21 protein-coding genes are annotated in these 19,650 nt (G+C 36.5%); 4 read left to right on the forward strand and 17 right to left on the reverse strand.

Features of this window, described 5'->3' with window-relative positions:
- Positions 1-207: 207 nt before the first annotated feature.
- The 8 genes from rsgA to IX38_RS19885 form a co-directional block, all read right to left on the reverse strand.
- Positions 208-1,134, reverse strand: coding sequence for a ribosome small subunit-dependent GTPase A (rsgA, locus tag IX38_RS19850; RefSeq protein WP_034707709.1), 927 nt, complete (start codon positions 1,132-1,134; stop codon positions 208-210).
- Between the two features lie 178 nt (positions 1,135-1,312).
- Positions 1,313-2,392: a chorismate mutase gene (locus IX38_RS19855; RefSeq protein ID WP_034707710.1), complete on the reverse strand. Its 1,080-nt coding sequence runs from the start codon at positions 2,390-2,392 to the stop codon at positions 1,313-1,315.
- 433 nt (positions 2,393-2,825) lie between these two features.
- Entirely contained in the window at positions 2,826-3,398 is a 573-nt protein-coding gene (locus tag IX38_RS23280; protein ID WP_228378012.1) for a hypothetical protein, read from the reverse strand.
- Positions 3,399-3,436: 38 nt separating this feature from the next.
- Positions 3,437-4,522, reverse strand: a complete 1,086-nt coding sequence (gene dnaX, locus IX38_RS19865; protein WP_034707711.1) for a DNA polymerase III subunit gamma/tau — start codon at positions 4,520-4,522, stop codon at positions 3,437-3,439.
- 98 nt (positions 4,523-4,620) lie between these two features.
- A complete protein-coding gene (locus IX38_RS19870) occupies positions 4,621-5,253 on the reverse strand; it encodes a TetR/AcrR family transcriptional regulator (protein ID WP_034707712.1) in 633 nt (210 codons plus the stop codon).
- A gap of 3 nt (positions 5,254-5,256) precedes the next feature.
- Positions 5,257-6,516 carry an aminotransferase class I/II-fold pyridoxal phosphate-dependent enzyme gene (locus IX38_RS19875; RefSeq protein WP_034707713.1) on the reverse strand — a complete coding sequence of 420 codons (1,260 nt, stop codon included), beginning with the start codon at positions 6,514-6,516 and terminating at the stop codon, positions 5,257-5,259.
- A gap of 399 nt (positions 6,517-6,915) precedes the next feature.
- Complete coding sequence (locus IX38_RS19880; protein WP_034707744.1) at positions 6,916-7,281, reverse strand: helix-turn-helix domain-containing protein; 366 nt, start codon at positions 7,279-7,281, stop codon at positions 6,916-6,918.
- Positions 7,282-7,379: 98 nt separating this feature from the next.
- Positions 7,380-8,123, reverse strand: a complete 744-nt coding sequence (locus tag IX38_RS19885) for a response regulator transcription factor (RefSeq protein WP_034707714.1) — start codon at positions 8,121-8,123, stop codon at positions 7,380-7,382.
- Between the two features lie 82 nt (positions 8,124-8,205).
- Between IX38_RS19885 and IX38_RS19890 the strand changes: the two genes are divergently transcribed.
- The 4 genes from IX38_RS19890 to IX38_RS19905 all read left to right on the forward strand — a co-directional run bounded on the left by IX38_RS19890 (position 8,206) and on the right by IX38_RS19905 (position 10,986).
- Positions 8,206-8,853: a DUF1349 domain-containing protein gene (locus IX38_RS19890; RefSeq protein WP_034707715.1), complete on the forward strand. Its 648-nt coding sequence runs from the start codon at positions 8,206-8,208 to the stop codon at positions 8,851-8,853.
- Between the two features lie 454 nt (positions 8,854-9,307).
- Positions 9,308-9,661, forward strand: coding sequence for a hypothetical protein (locus IX38_RS19895; RefSeq protein ID WP_131368731.1), 354 nt, complete (start codon positions 9,308-9,310; stop codon positions 9,659-9,661).
- Complete coding sequence (locus IX38_RS19900; RefSeq protein ID WP_034707717.1) at positions 9,658-10,269, forward strand: response regulator; 612 nt, start codon at positions 9,658-9,660, stop codon at positions 10,267-10,269. The genes IX38_RS19895 and IX38_RS19900 overlap by 4 nt, the downstream gene beginning before the upstream one ends.
- 300 nt (positions 10,270-10,569) lie before the next feature.
- Positions 10,570-10,986 (forward strand): hypothetical protein, encoded by a 417-nt coding sequence (locus tag IX38_RS19905; RefSeq protein WP_034707718.1) that lies wholly within the window; start codon positions 10,570-10,572, stop codon positions 10,984-10,986.
- Positions 10,987-11,041: 55 nt separating this feature from the next.
- Here IX38_RS19905 and IX38_RS19910 read toward each other — a convergent pair whose 3' ends face one another.
- From IX38_RS19910 to IX38_RS19950, 9 genes are all read right to left on the reverse strand, one after another.
- Positions 11,042-11,587 carry a thermonuclease family protein gene (locus tag IX38_RS19910; protein ID WP_034707719.1) on the reverse strand — a complete coding sequence of 182 codons (546 nt, stop codon included), beginning with the start codon at positions 11,585-11,587 and terminating at the stop codon, positions 11,042-11,044.
- Between the two features lie 430 nt (positions 11,588-12,017).
- Positions 12,018-12,668 carry a response regulator gene (locus IX38_RS19915; RefSeq protein WP_034707720.1) on the reverse strand — a complete coding sequence of 217 codons (651 nt, stop codon included), beginning with the start codon at positions 12,666-12,668 and terminating at the stop codon, positions 12,018-12,020.
- Positions 12,652-14,385: a sensor histidine kinase gene (locus IX38_RS19920; RefSeq protein ID WP_034707721.1), complete on the reverse strand. Its 1,734-nt coding sequence runs from the start codon at positions 14,383-14,385 to the stop codon at positions 12,652-12,654. The genes IX38_RS19915 and IX38_RS19920 overlap by 17 nt, the downstream gene beginning before the upstream one ends.
- A 644-nt stretch (positions 14,386-15,029) precedes the next feature.
- Complete coding sequence (locus tag IX38_RS19925; protein ID WP_034707722.1) at positions 15,030-15,722, reverse strand: lycopene cyclase domain-containing protein; 693 nt, start codon at positions 15,720-15,722, stop codon at positions 15,030-15,032.
- A gap of 2 nt (positions 15,723-15,724) precedes the next feature.
- The gene (locus IX38_RS19930; RefSeq protein ID WP_034707723.1) at positions 15,725-16,180 is read right to left on the reverse strand and encodes a sterol desaturase family protein; all 456 of its coding nucleotides are present in this window, start codon (positions 16,178-16,180) and stop codon (positions 15,725-15,727) included.
- Between the two features lie 5 nt (positions 16,181-16,185).
- Entirely contained in the window at positions 16,186-16,647 is a 462-nt protein-coding gene (locus tag IX38_RS19935) for an SRPBCC family protein (RefSeq protein ID WP_034707724.1), read from the reverse strand.
- A 10-nt stretch (positions 16,648-16,657) separates the two neighbouring features.
- A complete protein-coding gene (locus IX38_RS19940) occupies positions 16,658-17,494 on the reverse strand; it encodes a phytoene/squalene synthase family protein (protein ID WP_034707725.1) in 837 nt (278 codons plus the stop codon).
- A 2-nt stretch (positions 17,495-17,496) separates the two neighbouring features.
- Complete coding sequence (locus tag IX38_RS19945) at positions 17,497-18,969, reverse strand: phytoene desaturase family protein (protein WP_034707726.1); 1,473 nt, start codon at positions 18,967-18,969, stop codon at positions 17,497-17,499.
- A gap of 2 nt (positions 18,970-18,971) precedes the next feature.
- On the reverse strand, positions 18,972-19,637 hold the full coding sequence (locus tag IX38_RS19950; RefSeq protein WP_034707727.1) for a MarR family winged helix-turn-helix transcriptional regulator: 666 nt from the start codon (positions 19,635-19,637) through the stop codon (positions 18,972-18,974).
- Between the last annotated feature and the right edge of the window lie 13 nt (positions 19,638-19,650).

Raw genomic sequence — 19,650 nt, forward strand, 5'->3', positions numbered from 1 at the left:
AGCTTTGCGACTTTGCGATTTTCCAACAAAAAAGTTTAAACAAATTCATTAAAATGAAAGTAAAACTGCAAAGATGGAATCAATCCTTTAATCTGTTTAGTAATATCTGATTCTTTTTCCCGCTTCTTAAAGCAACGACAATGCTCTCAGATAAATGTAATAATCTAAGTTCAACAATAAAACTGGCTTATAAACTTGGGAATACTCTTAATTCTGGGAATTCTCTTCAGCTTCTTCCATCAACTTTATATAGTTTGCGTAACGGGAATATTGGATTTCCCCGGTTTCCAGGGCATCCAGAACGGCACATTTCGGCTCTTTAATGTGAAGACAGTTGTGGAATTTGCACTCTTTTCTTTTTTTGAAGATCTCAGGGAAGTAATGCTGCACTTCTTCTTTTTCGATGTCGATCATGGCAAACTCGCGTACACCGGGTGTATCGATCACGTTGCCGCCGAAATCCCAGAAATGCATCTGAGCGAAGGTGGTGGTATGCTTTCCTTTGAGGTGGGTATCTGAAATTTCAGAAGTTTTTAAATTCAAACCCGGCTGCAAAGCATTCACCAGTGTAGATTTTCCACATCCTGAATGTCCGAAGAATACGGAGGTTCTATCTTTAAGAAGTTCCTGAAGCTGATCAAAATTCAGTTTGGAATAGGATGAAGTTTCTAAAGTATCATACCCGATTTCCTGATAAAGAAATTCTATATCTTTTACAAGTTCTATTTCTTCTTCGTTCAGAACGTCGATTTTGTTGAACAGGATCAAAGGTTTGATGTTATAGGCTTCACAGCATGCCAGAAAACGGTCAAGGAATCCCAATGAGGTTTCAGGATGCTTTAAGGTGAAAATAAAGCAGGCAAGATCTATATTGGAAGCAATGATGTGGGCTTCTTTTGAAAGGTTTACGGATTTCCTGATCAGGTAATTGGTACGTTGCTCAATTTTGGTGATCCAGGCTACATCGTCCTGCTCTAACTGAAATTCAACAAAATCTCCTACGGCAAGCGGATTGGTAAGCCTTGTCTTGATGAGTTTGAATTTGCCCCGGATCCTGGCTTCGAAAATTGTATCGGTTCCGAATTCCATGACCTGATACCAGCTGCCTGTAGATTTAATGATTTTTCCTTTCATATGATAATTGGCTACAAATATAAGGAATTAGGGATTAGGAATCTAGTTGAAAACACATCAAATAATTCTTCTCTGATCATGAAATCTCAAGCCCCATTATTTATATGTGAAAAAGACTTCAGAAAAAGTCTCTCCAGCTACATTCCTAATCCCTAATTCCAAATTCTGAACTACCCTATTACCTGTCAATCATAATACTGTTCTGTACTTCAATAGACTCTTCATGGATTGCTTTGAAAACCTTCTCAATAAATTCCTGAGACATTCCGGTTTCTTTTGCCTTCTGGGTTGCGTATTCTGTGATTACTTTCCATCTTTCAGGCTGGAATATTGCGATATCATTCTCTTTTTTAAGCTTACCGATTTTTTCAGAGATCTTCATTCTTTGGGAAAGAAGTTCGATCAGCTGGAAATCAAGATCAGAGATCAGGGTTCGGTGTCTTCCCATTTCGTTATCGAAACCTGCAATTCCTGAATTTCGTACTTTTAAATTTCCGATTAATTCCGCCAATACTTCCGGGGTGATCTGCTGTGAGGCATCGCTCCATGCTTCATCCGGGTTGCAGTGGGTTTCAATAATTGCTCCCTGGTATCCTACGTTCAGCGCTTCCTGTGTGATATCTGCAAGACCTGTCCTGTTTCCGCAGATGTGGGAAGGATCGATCAGCATTGGAATATCGGGGAACTGGCTTTTGAAATCAAGGGCGATCTGCCAGTTGGGGTTATTCCTGTATTTTGTTTTCTGGTAGGTTGAAAATCCCCTGTGAATCACCCCCAGGTTTTTAATATCCTGTCCTAAAAGTCTTTCTAAAGCACCAACCCATAAAGCCAGGTCGGGGTTTACAGGGTTTTTCACGAATACCGGTTTGTCTGTACCTCTCAAAGCCATCGCAATTTCCTGAACCGTAAAAGGGTTCACAGTAGAACGTGCTCCGATCCAAAGGACATCCACATCAGCTTCTAAAGCTGCAAATACGTGGTGAGCATTGGCTACTTCTGTGGCAGTCTTGAATCCGTATTCTTCTTTTACTTTTTTCAGCCAATTCAGGCCGATTACACCTACTCCTTCAAAACCGTTCGGCTTGGTACGCGGTTTCCAGATCCCTGCACGGAAAATAGATACCTGGGCATTGGTTTCTCTTATTCTTCTGGCGGTCTCCAGCATCTGAGCTTCACTTTCCGCGCTGCATGGCCCTGCGATCATTAACGGCTGTGAAAGCTCATTCACCCACTCGTTTTTTACGTCTTTTAAATTCATATTTTAAATTTATTGTTTTTTATTTTTCTTGAATTAACAGCAATAGTCCTTTCATTATAAAATTTATTTTATAATTCTTTTCAAAAAATGCCGTTCAAAATGGTTTAAAGGAATCAGGAAAATAAAAGGACTTTACTTTTCCTGTATTTTTTGGAAAGAAATTCAGTTAGCAGTACCAATAAAATCGATAATACGTTCTGAAATTTCTATAATAGAAAGCAGAAAAACTAAAGTAACCGCTAAAATAATTAGCGGGTGCAAAATGATACAGATATGGCTTTAATAATTTTTCCACCTGGATTCTGAAACTTCTGTTTGTTAGCTTTTCTAAATCTGATTTGTTTTTGTCAAAAACTTATTTTTCACAAAAATATTTGACAAAGATATAAAAAAACTCAATCTGACAAAAGAAAATTATGATAAATACAAAACGTTAAGTCAAATCAAACTTCATTAAATCATCAAGATCTTTTAAAAGCGGATTTTTTTCGATAAATTTTTCGAATATTTTTCTTTTGGTAACCACTTCAATTTTAAGATTATCAAAATCCCGCTGGTAATCTATTTCAATGGTGTGGTTGTGAACTTTGGTTTTGAAATGGTTGAAAAATTCTCCGGCGATCTTGTCGAATTCAACTTTGGCAGAATCTGAAGGGTATAAAATTTTAATGGTATTTTCTCCTGCTTTGATCAGTTTGAATGTTTTTACAGCATTGAAGATAAAGCTGTTTCTGGTCTGAAGCTGCTTGAGCATAAGGTTCCATTCCATCTGGAGATCGGTTTCTGTAAAATGGTTCTGGGGTAGATTTTCAGCTTTTACAGCCTGTTTTTCTTCTTTTACTTCTTCTACTTCTTTATTCAGAAAAGAATTGATGCTGAAACCGGATGATATTCCCTGTTTTGATAAGGGTTTTGTAGTCTTTACGACAGTTTGCTGAACGGGTTCAGGTTCAGTATGTTTTTCTACTTTCGCTTCTTTTTCTACGGGAGCTTTTTCAGGAATCATTTTTACTTCCTGCTTCTCACTGAGAAACGGAGCTAGTATTAAGAACTTTTTTTTTTAGTATCGCCTAAATTAGCCGTCAGGGAAGACAGCTGCATAAGTGCAATTTCTACTGTAAGTCTTGGATTTTTGGAATTTTTATAATTAATATCCGCATGGTTGCAGATCTCGACGGCGTCGATAAGCTGCTGGGCATTCCATTTCTGCCCTTGCTCCACGAATTTAAGCCTGGTCCTCTCCCCGACTTCAATAAGCTCTATTGTTCTGGCATTCTGGGCCATCATGAGATCTCTGAAGTGGTTTCCCAATCCGGCAATGAAGATATGGGGATCGAAGCCTTTTTTCACGATTTCGTTAAAGGCAAAAAGCACTTCGGGGATTTTGTTTTCCTTAGCCAGATCCACTATATTGAGATACTGGTCATAATCAAGGATATTGAGTACTTCGGCAGCTTTGGCCAGTGTGATGTTTTTCTGGGAAAACGTGGAAAGCCTGTCGAAAATGGAAAGTGCATCTCTCAGGGCGCCATCGGCTTTCTGAGCAATGAGATACAGCGCATCGTCTTCGTAAAGGATATTTTCTTTTTGGGCAATATTTCTTAAATGTACCTGAATGTCTTCAATAACAATTCTCTTGAAGTCATAAATCTGACAACGCGATAAAATGGTAGGAATTATTTTGTGCTTTTCTGTGGTGGCCAAAATAAAAATAGCGTGTGCAGGCGGTTCTTCAAGTGTTTTAAGGAAGGCATTGAAGGCTGCAGAAGACAGCATGTGCACCTCATCAATAATATAGACTTTATATTTACCTACCTGAGGCGCAAAGCGGACCTGATCTATCAGCTCCCTGATATCATCCACGGAATTGTTGGAAGCTGCATCTAATTCATAGATGTTATAGGCAAAGCCATCTTCTGAAACTGAGCCGTCCTTTTCATTGATCTTCCTGGCCAGGATCCTGGCACACGTGGTTTTACCCACTCCTCTCGGACCGCAGAAAAGTAATGCCTGAGCCAGCTGATTTTCACCAATAGCATGTTCTAAGGTATCTGTAATATGAGATTGCCCTACTACAGTATCAAACTGCTGCGGACGGTATTTTCTTGCAGATACGATAAAATTTTCCATTGGTCAAAAATAAGAAATATAGTTTTAATCTGAAAATTAAAAGTTTTCAAATTATCAACAAAAATTTATTTTCGGTAAAATTGGAAAACTTTTAATCATTATTTTTTCATTTGGTAAGCAAAATCTATAATATCAACAATAGCTTTTTCTATTTCAGATCTTCCTGCATCAGTCTTCATATCAAGACCGCAAAATTCACTTGCATTATACGCGGGATAAAGGTTCAGATAATAAACTCCTGATACAATCAGTGCAATAATTGCTCTGAATTTCTTTGCATCTTCTCCGAAATAAGGATCTGTAACGTTTCCGAACAGGTCGGCCCCTACAGCTTCTCTCTGGTCTACCAGCTTTCTAAGTATTGGCTTGCTTTCGGAAAGTTCCCACAGGATAATTTTCTGAAGCTCTTTATTTTTTTTCAGGTTCTCAAACTGCATGAGAATTCCCTGGGTTAATGTTTCTTTGCCTTTTCCAATCTGTACTTCTTCTTCTATATTCGGGCTGAATTTGCTCCAATAATCCTGAGATCTGATATATTCGTCAATAAGTTTATCTGTACTTCCAAAATACTCATAGATAAGCTTTTTGTCGAAACCTGCCACTGCTGCAATCTTGCTTACTTTCAAGCCTGAGTAACCTTTTACTCTAAGAATTTTACCCACTGCAGCCAGCAGTTTTTGTTTTGTTTTTTCTTTGTCCCTAATGGGGCCTTGCACTACTTTTCTAGGCATAATTTATAATTTTTTTGCAATATGCAATTTTTTATTAATATCATCAAAGACATTAAGTGTTTTGTCAAGATGCTCTTTTTCGTGTCTTGCTGTTACGCTCATTCTGATGCGTGCATCTTTTCTGGCTACTGCAGGATACATAATGGGGTTTGTATAGATTCCTTTTTCAATCAATATTCTGCCGATATCCCACATTTTATTCTGATCTCCTATCTTCACCGGAATAATTGCTGAGCACGTAATACCGGTATCCAGGCCCATATCGTCCAGACCTTTTTTGAAATAATTGATATTATTCCAAAGCCTTTCTCTCCAGATAGGCTCTTCATCGATCAAATCTATGGCTTTAACAATTCCTGCTGAGGAAGGGGGTGCTGTCGCAGAGAAAATCTGTTGTCTGGACTGAAATTTAAGGAATGACGCTATTTTTTTATTGGTAATAACAAATCCTCCTAAATTGCCAAAAGTTTTGCTAAATGTGCCTGTGATGAAATCTACTTTATCCATTAAACCAGCCAGCTCAAGGGTTCCTCTTCCAGTTTCTCCCAAAATCCCGACACCATGTACATCATCTACCATAATATAAGCATTATACTTTCTTGCCAGATCATATATCTCATTAATACGTGAAGTGTCACCATCCTGAGAATATACTCCGTCTACAACAACAAGTTTCGTACGGTACGTACTTTCAGACATCTTCAAAATGTGTTCCAAAGCTTCCAAATTGTTGTGCGGAAATGTTTTTTTATTTGTAAAAGCACATCCTTCATGTACACTGGCATGCACTGCCATGTCCAAAATAGCGATATCTTCTTTCTGCATCAGAATCTGCAAGGTAGCACTATTAGCGGTATATCCGGTAGTGAAAAGTACTGCTTCGTCCTCATTTCTTCCAAAAAACCCGGCAATTTTTTTTTCTAAAGCACTATGGTAATCAAAGTATCCGCCAATAAGCGGTGTAGCTCCTGTTCCGGTTCCATACTTCCCGATTCCATCAATAGCTGCCTGTTTTACTTTCGGGTGCTGCGTAAAACCTAGATAGTCGCTGGAAACAAAACTTACATATTCTTTATTCTGGTCTGCAATGTTTATATTTAATGTGGCATTGGTCCCTGAAGTATTTTTCAGTCTGTAGTTCATGTGTCCTCTGGACTTCATATGATCCAGAAACTGGTAAAAATAATCTGCTCTCTGAGCAATATCGTAGTCTGGAATGTTCTCAAAATCTTTAAATGTTGCTGTTGTAAAATCGATAGTCATCCTTAATGTTGTTAATGGTTAGTTGTTAATGTTAGTTGTTTAAAGAAACAAATATATGATTATTTAAAGTTTTTAATATTTACAATTATATTAAATATCATACATAAAACAAGGCATAAATGTTATGATCTGATAATCAAATTATTCGCTTGTCAATACACTTATTTTTAGTTTTAATGGTTGATCAGTTTTTTTAAACGAATCTAAAATTATCAAAAAAAAGACAATAATAAATCACTATCCATAAATAAATCACAAAAAAAAGACAAATGTTTTCACAATTGCCTCATTTATAAATTCTTATTTTTTTCCTGTACTGCTGACCGTAAAAAATTATAGGACGATAAAGTCTGAAAAGAACTGTTGACGGTACTTTTCTCTCTATAGACTTCAGTACAGTTATAATTTTAATTTGCTATTCTTTCTGAATTGTCCCGGTGTAGCTCCTGTCATTTTCTTAAAAAATTTGGAGAAATTGGAAGGATCATAAGTAAACAATCTTGCAATTTCAGCAATAGAAATATCCGTGTCTGCAATCATCGCTTTAGCTTCAGAAATGATTTTCTCATCATAAAAATAACAAGGATGCTGGCCTTTTTCTTTTTTAATAGTGTCCGAAAGGTGTTGATGGGAAACTGCAAGCCTGCCCGCAATCTCATTGAGTTCCATAAATTCCAGCACGGCTCCGATGATCACATCCTTAACATGCTTTTCAAGGAAATCAAAATACTGCATGGTGATTTCTTCACTTCTTTTCATTATCATCATTTATTTGTGGTAAAATTAATCTATAAAAATAAAGATAAGAATAAAAAAATGCACGGTGAACTTTTCGGTCTTTACAAGCACAACTGAAATAAATTTCAATAAAAACTGCCTTTAAATGCCTGTACAGAATTCTTCACTTTGAGCTTTTCAAGGATATTCTGACGGTGTCTGCTTACTGTATTGATGCTTATGGAAAGAAATTCTGCTATTTCTTTGCTGGCGTACCCCTCTCCCACATATTTTAATACTTCCAGCTCTCTTTTTGAAAGAATGTTTTGATAATTCAGTTTATCATTCACGATAATTTCTCCTTTGGCCATATTAATGATCATAAAATCTGAAGCCGAAGGCTGGCTCTGATCCACCGCGATATGGTAAAGACAAAATGCAAACCTCGGCTTACCGTTATCGGGAGAATAAATATAGAACATCCGGTGCTTGATGAGCCTGTATTGATCATTTTTATCTTTCATCCTGATTTTTGAAAGAACGCAGTAGTCTGCCCTGACTTCTTCATCCAGAGAATCCATCAGCTCATAAAACCGCAGTTCATGAATGTATTTTTTGAGCCTGTCGTCCGGATGTATTTTTTTAATGATCTCTTCTTCCCAGATAGAATTGATTTCCGACTGATCTTCCTGCATACTTAGGCCCAGTTCCCCGGCAGCTTTGGATTTGTACACATAGCTTTTTTCCGTCTGCATATCACTTAAAACAGCTATCGCTCCTTCCATCTGTGCATACACCAACGCTCTCTGCTTATACATTTCTATATCAAGCCTGCATTTTCCGGATGGTTTATGCAAAAGGCGGCTGTTCAGTTTTTCTATGATTTCCATAAATGGTTATTTATAAGTATTGGCAGGATATGGGTTTAATTATACTTTTGCTAAAATAATAATTTACACCCAGCTAAAGAGGATGAAAAGACTGATTTTAAGTTTATGTGCTGTTTTCCTTATACAGAAGACGTCTGCACAGACATTGGAAAAGATGAACTGGTTCAATGAGCCCGAGAAATGGGAGATCAAAAATAACAGTCTGTCGATGACCGTCACTCCGCAAAGTGATTACTGGAGAATTTCCCACTATGGATTCACAGTAGATGATGCACCGTTCTACTATACAACGTATGGCGGAGAATTTGAGGCTAAGGTAAAGATCAGCGGGAATTACAAAGCCAGATTCGACCAGATGGGACTGATGCTGAGAACGGATAAGGAGAATTATATAAAAGCCGGCATTGAATTCGTAGACGGAAAATACAACCTCAGCACTGTGGTGACGCATGGGACAAGTGACTGGAGCGTGATCACACTGGACAAAATTCCTTCTGCAGTCTGGATAAAAGCAGTGAGAAGACTTGATGCCGTGGAGGTATTTTATTCTTTTGATGATAAAAATTACACAATGATGCGTAATGCTTATTTACAGGACAATACTCCTGTAATGGTAGGTTTAATGGCTGCCTGTCCTGATGGAAATGGCTTTACTGCTGTTTTTGAGGGTTTCAGGGTAAAACATCTTCCTGATCAGCGGAGGCTGAAATGGCTTGAAAACAATAAATAACGATTGAATTTTTATTCGATATACAGTCAATTTTTATTCACCTCCCTTTTTCAGGGAGGTTTTTCTTTGAATAAGTGATTATTCTTTGCAGATAAGTGACAAAATCTTTATTCATTCTCCCCCGTTTTACTGATAAAATTCACATCAATTGTACCACATTATGCTGTTTAATGTGTATAAAATCATTAATTTTACATCTTAAACTAGATTTGTTTAACTGCAAAACACAAAACACAGAATTATTTCATGAAAAAAAACACATTCAATTATTTCCAATACTTAAAAAATCCGGCCTATACCATGACTGTTATTAATAAATTTTCGCACTAATCAAGCGGGAAATTAGCTTGTATATGCATTTATGAAGGCCTGGACATTGCTTTTTGTAATCCTGTTTTGGAACATTTACAAAAAATATCATATTTCCGCGTGTTATATTATTAACAATGGATTTTTGAGAACCATTGTTAAGGACTGCTATGACTTTACAAATACCGCCGAAAGCGGCAGCCAAATTCTTTCTGGTATACATGCTACTAATACCGTATTTGCAATGATAAATACATTTTTTCACACCATCGAAAATAAACAAAAACTAACTACAATAACCACTGATAGTGGAGCGGAAATGTCTGCTGAAAATGGCAATGACCATACCGGCCTGTTTAACAATCCAGAGCTTGAAAATCCCAATTTTAAAAGGAAAAGCATGGGAACTGACTATCCATCCGGGAAAATTAAACTCAGATGCACACGTTCTAAAAGAACTATCGTTGAAACAACTCTCATTAAATCCAATTTTATATGAACGGAAGAATCTTAATCGCTGATGATCACTATGTAGTAAGGGCAGGGACTGCTTTGGTATTAGAGTCCGCTTATCCAAAATTTAAAATAGATTTTGCCGAGAATTATGACCAGGTAAAGGAGCATATATCCCAGGATGAGTATGATCTCCTCTTTCTTGATATTGATATGCCGGGAACCCAGTATAAAAAAATGATTTCTGAACTTAAAAGTATCCAGAAAGATCTTAAAATACTTGTGTTTTCAGGCCACGACAAGAATGTTGCCATACAGTACATCCGTGAAGGTGCTGAAGGGTACCTCAGCAAACAGAGCAGTGAAACAGAGATCAGGGAGGCAGTAAAATCTGTTATCCAGAAAGGCTTCCATTATCCCAAAGAACTGATCGGGCTTATTATACAGAATAAAAAAAGCAACCCTTCGGAAAAACTGTCTTCGCGGGAATATGAAATTTTTAAATTGCTGGCCAAAGGCTTAGGAAACCTTGAGATTTCAAATAAACTGGACATCAAGATGTCTACTGTAAGCACCTACAAAAAAAGGATATTCAAGAAACTGAATGTCTCTAATATCGCAGAACTGATCAAAGTACATGAAATGATTCATTAAGAACCGTAAAGCGGCACTATAATTTTTAATTGATACAGGTACTCAGCTGAACTTCAGTTTATAACCTTGAACAGAACAGCGATCTTATATTAAAATTTGTTAACAAAAAACAAATACCACATAGATACCACACGAATAACCCATTTTTTTGATGTTTTTAAAGAATTATTGTGTTATTTTAACATATAATTCATTATTTATGCTATAAATCAATAAAAGATTCAAAAAGCAGAAGATTCATTTATAGTGCAGGGCATAATATTTGCAATTAGTTTACAAACACCTTCTAAACTCAATATTATGAATGCAGCAGATCTTAAAATTAAAAACTTAGTTGAATACAAAAAACAGATTTACACCATCACTGAAATATTTCAGGGAACGGGTCATGATTATTTTGTAAAAATTGAAAATGATGTTCACAGTATTTCAGTCCCGGCAGATTCTATCACCCCTATCCGGATCACAGAAGAATGGCTTGAAAAGTTTGGCTTTTTACGGACTTACAGTTCCGAGCAGAGAATCCGTTATGAAAGACCGGAAACGTTTATGAAATATGATATTGATTTAAGTTCAAAAAAGATCCTGGAAGGCTTAAAAATATACGGTAATTCTATTAAATGCAGATATATTCATGAGTTTCAGAATATTTTTTCCTGCCTTTTCGGAAAAGAGCCGGCTACTTCCCATTTTGGACTATTGAAGACAGAGTCTTAGTTTATTATTATGTTGATTATAGAGAAACCGCTGCTTTCGCAGCGGTTTCTTATTTTTATATTGTTTTTACGGAACCGGATTCCCCTTTCGTTTGGGCCTGCTGTTCCATTAGCTTTTTGAGTCTTCTTTTTTTGGCATTTTCGCGCTGTTCTTTACGGAAATCCCATGGTGAAACTGCTTTTTTATCCTGCCATAGGCCCAGCTTCCTGGCTTTTGCTGTGTCCTGCATCTTTCCCAAATCAGTGTCTTTGGAATAGGCATAGTACCACCATCCGTATCCGGCTTTTATAATCTCTTCTGAAAGGTATTTTCCGTTGTCATAATATACTTTGGCAACTGAGCGACCATAGCGGTCTTTATTGGTTTCTGTAAATATAACCTGCCTGTCGAAAACCTGATCTGAAGTAAATTTTTTGGCATTCTTTCCGAAGGGCTGTCTTTTTTCAGGGCAGTCCACTTCCGCCAGCCGGAGTTTCTTCTGTACATTTCCATCCAATAAAACCGTAATGGTGTCTCCGTCTGAAATCCCGATCACTTTAGCTGTTGTCTGCGAGAAAAATGAGAGGGGAAGGCATAATAATACGGAAAGAAGTATTTTCATGATGCGAAATTATGTATTTTATTTCAGAAATCCTTTTGCCAGAGGGGGTTTTAGCTACATCACACAATAAAAAAAGGAGGCTTCTGCCTCCTTTTGTCTGTATCAGTGATCTGTTAAAAAATAAGTTCGCTTCTTTTTATATTAATTTTGTGTTTTTTTAATAAGCGGGATTAAGAAGCTTGCTTAAAGATCATGCTACAATTATATTTATTCATCATTTATGTTTTCTAATAAAATTTACCATTTGCGTGAAGAATCAAATTTCATTTAACCTTCATTTTACATCTGGTGAATTTTATTGAGACAAAGTAACGACATTGACGGATAAAATTATCTATAAACAGCATCGATATATGTCGATAAAGACGTCGATATTTATCGACACGAAATATTCCAGCGGTAAGAAGTGAAGAAAAACCTTTTAGAAATACTATATTTTATGGGTATTGATGAGGTCAATCAGTTCGACAAGATTTTCTATTTTTAATTTTTCAAAAATATTTTTCTTGATGGTGCTTACGGTGTTCTGCTTTATATCCAGATCATTTGCGATTTCCAGATTCCCGTACCCTTCTGCATACATTTCTGCAATCTGCAATTCCCTTTTGGTCAAACTGCCAAGCGGATTGATTAAACCGGGATTCTGAACCAGCTGCAGCATTAAGTTCCGGGACAACGGAGAAAAATATTCGCCTTTATGCACAATATCTGAAATAGCCTGCCTTATTTGTTCCTCATCACTTAGCTTGCTTACGTACCCACTGGCTCCGGCTTTAATAAATTTGAGCACGTGAAGATCTTCTTCAAGACCTGTGAAAACCAAAATTTTAACATCCGGATTCTCAGCTTTCATTTGTGGCAAGACATGGAGACTGTTTCCATCCGGAAAATGGGCATCAATTATAGCAATCTCTACCCCATTCTTTTTCATCATCTCTACAATCTGCTGTGAGGATGAGGTCTGATAAATTTTAGCATTGGGAACAATTTCATCAATCAGGATCGCCATTCCCTGACGCACAATACTGTGGTCATCCGCCAAAAGAAATACAATCTCTTTATTTTCACCTGGTGCTTCCATTATTACTGATGCTTAAATTTATTCTGAATGTTACTTTTGTCCCTTTATGAAGCTTACTGGAAACGGATATATCCCCATCAAAAAGCTCAATGATTTCTTTACATAAGCTTAATCCCAATCCGGCACCGAAATTATCAATTTCATCGGATATCATTCCCTGATAATAAGGTTCAAAAATTTTCTCAAGATCAGAATCGGAAATTCCTACACCGGTATCCGCTATGGTTGTGATCAGAGAAATCCTGTTTTCATCTATTGGTTCGGTAGCCATTGTAAGGTCGATCTGTCCGTTTTCTGTAAATTTGTTGGCATTCCCCAGAATATTCATAAAGATCTGGTTGATTTTTATATTGTCTGAATTGACAACGGTATTTTCCGGTATCCTGTCTGTTACCAGGAATTTATTATTCCGGGTTTCTATGTAAGGCGTAATGGCTGTTACAATAGAATTGATTTCATCTTTAAGATTGAATACTGTTTTTACGAGCTTCTTTTCTGTTTCCTGGTTTTTTGTGTATTCCAGGATCTGATTAGACTGGATAAGAAGGGTGCTGTTAGTGAATTTTATAGATTTAAGATAATCTTTTGTGGTTTCATCTTTTGTGGTCCTGTTGATTTTATCTATAAAAATATTGATAATTTTCAGCGGAGACATCAGCTCGTGGCTCAGCATTCCGAGAATTCTGTTTTTGAAATTAAGACTCTTTTTAATTTCTTCATTCGCGGAATTAAGCTTCATTTCGTAGATAAATGCCATTCTTGTAAAATACATAATCAGAATTGATACTATAAACATCAAGATCATTAATCCAAGTACGAGATACGTCCTGATTTTATTATTATCTGAGCTCTGCTGGTTATACTCTTTTTCCAGATCAGAGGTGAAGTCTTTGATGGCTTTTTCGTAAACATTGATCAGCCCGTTGCTGTAAACCAATAATTTACTGAAATTCCCATAAAATTTTATATTTTCACGCTGGTTCTGAACAGTGGACAGCTGGATCTTTTTAACTTCAGAGGTATAGTGCCTGTCCATGGACTTTACCAAACTGTCCATCCTTACTTTTACTTTAGATATTTTGGCGGGCTTATTATTGGTTAAGGTAATAACAGTACTTTCCTTCCGTACATTCACTTTACCGGATATGGCATCTTTTAAACGTCCCATCAGACCTTTTTTCCTGACTGTATCAGAATAGGTCCGGGTCTGGATATTCAGGTCTTCAAAGTTGTCCTTATTTTTGTACTTTTCCAGCTCATACTGCTGATCCTGGATTTTCACAGGCGGTTTCAGAGAGGATTGATATACAGAGTCTATAACCGTTTTCAGCTTTGTGATTTTCAGGGTATCATTTTTCTGCTGCGCCAATCTGTTTTTCAATCCCGGGCTGGTTTTCCCATAGTCGTTTATCTTTTCGAAATTACTGTTAAGCTTTCTGAGAGACTGAAAGTATAATTTCAGATCTTTATCGTCCTGGGTCACCATATATTTCTGAAGGTAATTCTGTGCATCCATGAAATCTTTCCTCGAGCTGTCCGTTAAACCGCCCAATGCCCTGCTTTCCTCCAATTGATTCTTAATAAACTTCAGTTTCTTTTCATTGACAAATTCGTTATAAAAAAATATGGCTATAATAACCTGTATCAACAAGATACATACGATCAATGAGTAATGAACAACTTTCCTCAGTCTAAAATTTAAGAATTTATATTTCATATCTGTTATCAGCTAATTAATTTTCTGATTATTTAAGTCTGTCTGGTATTAGTTTTTAAAAAGGCAATTTCATCAGTAAAATGGACACAACTGTATTCATCCCGCCAGCAAAGTTAAAGTAATTTTTATCTTTTTATAATAGTAAATATCTGATATTATATAGAATTTAATCCGGCTCAGAATCATAAAAACCGAACAAAACCATGCGATTTCGCACAGTTTAAGTATATTTTTTAGATCAAATATAATATTCAAAACAATAATGGATAATTTTTTCTGAGTGTACAATTCCCTTTTCTGTTCAAAAATAATGATTTAATCCCAACTAGTGCTTAAAGAATAAGCATATCACTGAAATCCGTCATAATTATTTTATCCTGACATCAAATTTACATTATGAAAAGCTTAGAATTCCTACTGCTTTTATGCTTTTTTTTATGGTGTTTGCACAAAACAAGAAAATTTTATCATAAAGAAAAAACAAATATTTCCTCTGTATTGCTTATTTATAAAATGAAATGGCTTTATTTAATATTGAATTCAGATTAAATGATTAATACGGGAAATGCTAACCTGTTTTTGTAGAATATTTACAGATTAGCCAGTTGAAAATTTAAGTCCTTAATATATTCCGGATCAGAAGATTAATCCTGGTGATCCTTTTTAAATTTTTGAAATAAAAAAAGGTTCCATAAAATCATTTCATACCCATACACAACATCTTCCAAAGGAATGGTAAGTATTCTGTACCCCATAAATGATCCGGGATTGTAATTCACAATGGGCGATTCCAGGCCTGTACCCGTCAGGATCCCGTTTACAGCAAGAAAACCGGGCATTAAAACCAGATAAATAAATGATGCTTTGCCGATCCATCTCACATTCAGGATGAAATATAAAACAAAGAGACTTAAAGCAGTTGATACAAAAGTGATTAATGTGTAGATCCTGTCGTTAAAAAAAAGACCGACAACCAGCGCAAAAATTATACTTAAAATAACAAATATCTTTTCAGGAAGCGGTTTCCAGCCGAGACGGAAAAATTTATCCAAACAGAAATAGGTAAATACACATGAAAAAGGAATACAGAAAAAGAACATTATCTCTTCCACGGGCAGTTTAAAAAACTTTATGCCTGAAATATACCAGTCATTGAACCACCAAACTCCTATTTCTGTAAACCATGCATCCCAGATTATAAAAAACAAAGCAACAATAAATGAAGCTGAAAAAAATGCCCCAAAATGCCTGTTGAATTTTATTTTAGGATGAAAGGAAAATATAAAACAGATGAATACCGTAAAAAAATTGATTAAAAGGTAGGTGTAATGATGCATTTTTACGACTTTTTGTTGAAATACATTTTAAAATATTTTACAGGAACCCATAAAAAACCGAAACATTCGCCCTTTTCCTTTCCGGTATGTTTGTGATGCTGTTTGTGGGCACGTCTTATGGCCAGTAAATAAGGATTTTGAGTGTCTCTCAGGAACCTGATCCGTTGATGAATAAAAATATCATGAACAAAAAAATAAGCCATCCCGTAAATAGCAATTCCCAGAGCAATATAAAAATAGATGTTATAATCATTAACAGTTCCGTAGTACATCAAAGCAATTGTAGGAACAGCAAAAATCAGGAAAAAATAATCGTTTTTTTCCACATGCCCTTCATTACTGTGATCGTGATGATCCCTGTGAAGCATCCATAGAAAACCGTGCATGACATATTTATGGATCAGCCAGGTCATTCCTTCCATGATGAAAAATGTAAGTAATACAACAAGAAAATTCATGCCTCTTATTTTTTATTAAACATTTGCTCTAAAATTTCATAGCGGTATCTGAAAATATGTTCAATCTTTTTCTTCACAAAAAGTGAATGGGCAATTTCGCCCAAAAACCCGAATGGCAATTCATAATCAACGGTGTCTCTCATTAAAACACCTTCTTCGTTAAGAATAAATTCATGAAAGTGATTCCAGAGTTTATAAGGCCCTTTCTGCTGAAAATCTGTAAAGCTTTTCTGAAAAGATACCTGTCTGATTTTTGTTCTCCAGTTCATTTTTATGCCTAGCAGCGGGGAAACATGATAGTCGATGATCATTCCTTCGTAAATCTCATCGTTTTGCATTTTTGTGAGAACTACAAATTTCATATCTTCAGGAGTAATTCTCGAAAGATTGTCCGCAGAAGAAAAAAATTTCCATGCGGTATCTATATCACAATTCAACTGCTGCTCTCTGAAAAGTCGGTGTATCATTTTATTTATTTTATAGGAATGAAGTTTTATACTGAAGATAGCTGCTCATCATCAGGGAAATTTTTCTGCTGTTAGAGATCCTTACCCTCTTGTTAATGATGGTATGAGCAGATGTCCTCTTGATTTTTTTGAACAGTGAAATATAATAACGGTAAGCCAGATAAACGCCGAATCTTGATGAACTGGGAAGCTTTTTAATTCCCAGCAAAGCCTCTTTAAACTCTTCCTCAATATCTTTTTCAATATCAGATTTTATTTTGTTGTCAAAAAAAGAAATATCCACATCCGGAAAATAGCTGCGGCCTAAAATCTGGTAATCATCTTTCATATCTCTGAGAAAATTTACCTTCTGGAATGCAGATCCCAGCTTCATTGCAAATGGCTTCAATCTTTCAAATTCGGAAGAATTACCTTCAACAAAGATATGAAGACACATTAATCCTACAACTTCTGCGGATCCCAAAATATATTCATTATAAAGCTCCGAATTGTAGTCTATTTTCTGAAGGTCCATCTCCATGCTTTTTAAGAACTGCTTAATTAAATTCAGATCGATGCCGAACCGGTGGACCGTATCCTGAAATGCCTGCAAAATAGGATTTAAAGAAATTTTATATTCCAGCGCCTGAAATGTTTCCTCCCTGAAACCTTTCAGCAGCTTTTCTTTATCATAACCATGAAAGCTGTCTACGATCTCATCTGCAAGCCGTACATATCCGTATACAGCGTAAATAGGATTTCTGACTTTCGGGGACAGTGCCAAAATGCCCAGAGAGAAGCTTGTACTGTACTGTCTGGTCGTTTCTTTGCTTATGCGGTAAGATAAATCGTCGAATAACCTTTTCATAATTATTGATTTTTGGTGGCTTCAATAGCAGCAATTTTTCCGGAAATGATCGATGGAGGAACACCAGGTCCGGGAACAGTAAGCTGCCCTGTATAAAAAATATTTTTCACTTTTTTGTTCCTGAGAGACGGCTTCAGTACCGCGGTCTGGGATAAGGTATTGGCAAGACCGTAAGCATTTCCCTGATAGGCATTGTAGTCTTCTTTAAAGTCTTTAATACAATAGCTCCTTTTATATTCAATTTTAGAGAGAAGATGCTCAGATCCCGTATGTTTTTCAAGTCTTGTGATCATTTCATGAAAATATTTTTCTCTTTCCTGGTCAGAATCTTCTATTCCCGGTGCAACAGGCATGAGGAGAAAAACATTCTCACAGCCTTCAGGAGCTACGCCAGGATCTGTCTTTGATGGACAACATGCATAGAACAGCGGTTTTGTGGGCCATTTTTTATCCTCATAAATTTCGGTGGTATGAAGGTCCAGATCATTTTCAAAAAAAAGCGTGTGGTGCTTAAGATTGGAGATTTTTTCTTTAAAACCTAAATAAAAAATAAGGCAGGAAGGAGCAAATACGCGCGTTTCCCAATATGATTCTTTATAATTTCTATATTCTTCAGACAGCAGTTGGGTTTCTGTATGATGATAATCTGATGAGGCAATAATGGCATCAAACTTTATTTCCTGCCCGTTCACAAGCAGAGAAGAAGCTTTTTGATGCTCAACTGTAATCTTTTCTACATTGGCATCAAAGTGAAACTCTGCGCCGTTTTCTGAAGCAATTTCTGCCATTGCATCAACTAGTTTTGAGAAACCGCCCATAGGATACCAGGTTCCCAGTTTATATCCTCCATAATTCATCAGGCTGTATAAGGCAGGTATATCTTTGGGGGCTGCTCCCAAAAAAATGACCGGAAACTCCATTAAAGTAATCAGCTTCGGGTTTTTGAAATATTTTCTGACGAATCGCTGAAAATTAGTAAGAAGATCCAGTTTCAGTGCGCTTTTAGCTATTTTGGGGGAAACAAATTCCAACCACGAATGACAGGGCTTGGTGACAAAATCTTTCATTCCCACTTCATATTTGTACTGGGCATCCGCCATAAAATCATCCAGCTTTTTACCTGCTCCGGATTCCATGTTTTCAAACAGATCTCTCATTTCCCCGTAATGGCCGGGAATTTTCATTGTGCCGTCTGAAAAAACCATTTCAAATTGAGGATCTAAAGACACCAGTTCATAAAAATCTGAAGATTTTTTTCCAAAATCAGCGAAAAAAGATTCTATGATATCAGGCATCCAATACCAACTGGGGCCCATATCAAATGTATAACCGTTTGCAGTCCTGAAATTTCTGGCTCTTCCCCCCGCACTGGTATTTTTTTCGAAAACATGAACCTCATGTCCGTCTTTGGAAACATAAGCTGCCGCAGAAAGCCCTGAAAAACCTGATCCAATGACTGCAATTTTTTTCCGCATGATCAGTTTTTTTCAAATGAATATTCTTCATATACCGTATTAATCAGGTCTTTGCTGTCGATATTGCGGCAGAAAATGGGATAATGAAAACGATCCAGCTTATTAAGAATCCGGATCAGCTGCATTTTATCTTTATAACTGAGATCTCCGGTTACAATATTCGTTGCATTTCGGATTTTACCCATCTGACGGTCAAGAGCTTCCAGGCCTTCCGGGGTAATGCTGATTACTTTATTCCGTTTGTCAACATCAGATTCCGCCTGCTCTATCCAGCCCTGTTTCAGAAGTCTTGCTATAATGAGCATGCCAACCGGCTTATCCTGAATATTCTTTTTAATAAGCTCCATCTTGGTCATTTCACCGTAAGCTTTTAAATTGATCAGGTAAATAAAATCTTCCTGTGTCGCGAAATGTGATTCTGAAATGGCAGATTTGGAATAGGTTCTCGCATATCTGTTGAGGTGAACCAATAAGGTATTTATGGCGCTTTCTGCCGTTCTTCCGGTTTCTTTACCTTCCCAGTAAGGTTCATCCATTTCATCGGGAGAGTTCTTAGCGGACATCCATGCCTTAAAACCTTCAATATCCGGTGTATAAGATTCAGATTTATTGTCCGCTTCAAATTCTTCAAGTAAAGCGGTTACATCTTTTATAATTGAATAGTGCATTTGGTGGTTATGA

This window comes from Chryseobacterium luteum (assembly GCF_000737785.1).
Taxonomy (GTDB): Bacteria; Bacteroidota; Bacteroidia; order Flavobacteriales; family Weeksellaceae; genus Chryseobacterium; species Chryseobacterium luteum.

Excerpts from the sequence above, each read along its gene's own strand:
- rsgA (WP_034707709.1), bottom strand. The coding sequence starts at position 1,134 with ATGAAAGGAAAAATCATTAAATCTACAGGCAGCTGGTATCAGGTCATG.
- IX38_RS19855 (WP_034707710.1), bottom strand. The coding sequence starts at position 2,392 with ATGAATTTAAAAGACGTAAAAAACGAGTGGGTGAATGAGCTTTCACAG.
- IX38_RS23280 (WP_228378012.1), bottom strand. The coding sequence starts at position 3,398 with ATGATTCCTGAAAAAGCTCCCGTAGAAAAAGAAGCGAAAGTAGAAAAA.
- dnaX (WP_034707711.1), bottom strand. The coding sequence starts at position 4,522 with ATGGAAAATTTTATCGTATCTGCAAGAAAATACCGTCCGCAGCAGTTT.
- IX38_RS19870 (WP_034707712.1), bottom strand. The coding sequence starts at position 5,253 with ATGCCTAGAAAAGTAGTGCAAGGCCCCATTAGGGACAAAGAAAAAACA.
- IX38_RS19875 (WP_034707713.1), bottom strand. The coding sequence starts at position 6,516 with ATGACTATCGATTTTACAACAGCAACATTTAAAGATTTTGAGAACATT.
- IX38_RS19880 (WP_034707744.1), bottom strand. The coding sequence starts at position 7,281 with ATGATAATGAAAAGAAGTGAAGAAATCACCATGCAGTATTTTGATTTC.
- IX38_RS19885 (WP_034707714.1), bottom strand. The coding sequence starts at position 8,123 with ATGGAAATCATAGAAAAACTGAACAGCCGCCTTTTGCATAAACCATCC.
- IX38_RS19890 (WP_034707715.1), top strand. The coding sequence starts at position 8,206 with ATGAAAAGACTGATTTTAAGTTTATGTGCTGTTTTCCTTATACAGAAG.
- IX38_RS19900 (WP_034707717.1), top strand. The coding sequence starts at position 9,658 with ATGAACGGAAGAATCTTAATCGCTGATGATCACTATGTAGTAAGGGCA.
- IX38_RS19905 (WP_034707718.1), top strand. The coding sequence starts at position 10,570 with ATGAATGCAGCAGATCTTAAAATTAAAAACTTAGTTGAATACAAAAAA.
- IX38_RS19910 (WP_034707719.1), bottom strand. The coding sequence starts at position 11,587 with ATGAAAATACTTCTTTCCGTATTATTATGCCTTCCCCTCTCATTTTTC.
- IX38_RS19915 (WP_034707720.1), bottom strand. The coding sequence starts at position 12,668 with ATGGAAGCACCAGGTGAAAATAAAGAGATTGTATTTCTTTTGGCGGAT.
- IX38_RS19920 (WP_034707721.1), bottom strand. The coding sequence starts at position 14,385 with ATGAAATATAAATTCTTAAATTTTAGACTGAGGAAAGTTGTTCATTAC.
- IX38_RS19925 (WP_034707722.1), bottom strand. The coding sequence starts at position 15,722 with ATGCATCATTACACCTACCTTTTAATCAATTTTTTTACGGTATTCATC.
- IX38_RS19930 (WP_034707723.1), bottom strand. The coding sequence starts at position 16,180 with ATGAATTTTCTTGTTGTATTACTTACATTTTTCATCATGGAAGGAATG.
- IX38_RS19935 (WP_034707724.1), bottom strand. The coding sequence starts at position 16,647 with ATGATACACCGACTTTTCAGAGAGCAGCAGTTGAATTGTGATATAGAT.
- IX38_RS19940 (WP_034707725.1), bottom strand. The coding sequence starts at position 17,494 with ATGAAAAGGTTATTCGACGATTTATCTTACCGCATAAGCAAAGAAACG.
- IX38_RS19945 (WP_034707726.1), bottom strand. The coding sequence starts at position 18,969 with ATGCGGAAAAAAATTGCAGTCATTGGATCAGGTTTTTCAGGGCTTTCT.
- IX38_RS19950 (WP_034707727.1), bottom strand. The coding sequence starts at position 19,637 with ATGCACTATTCAATTATAAAAGATGTAACCGCTTTACTTGAAGAATTT.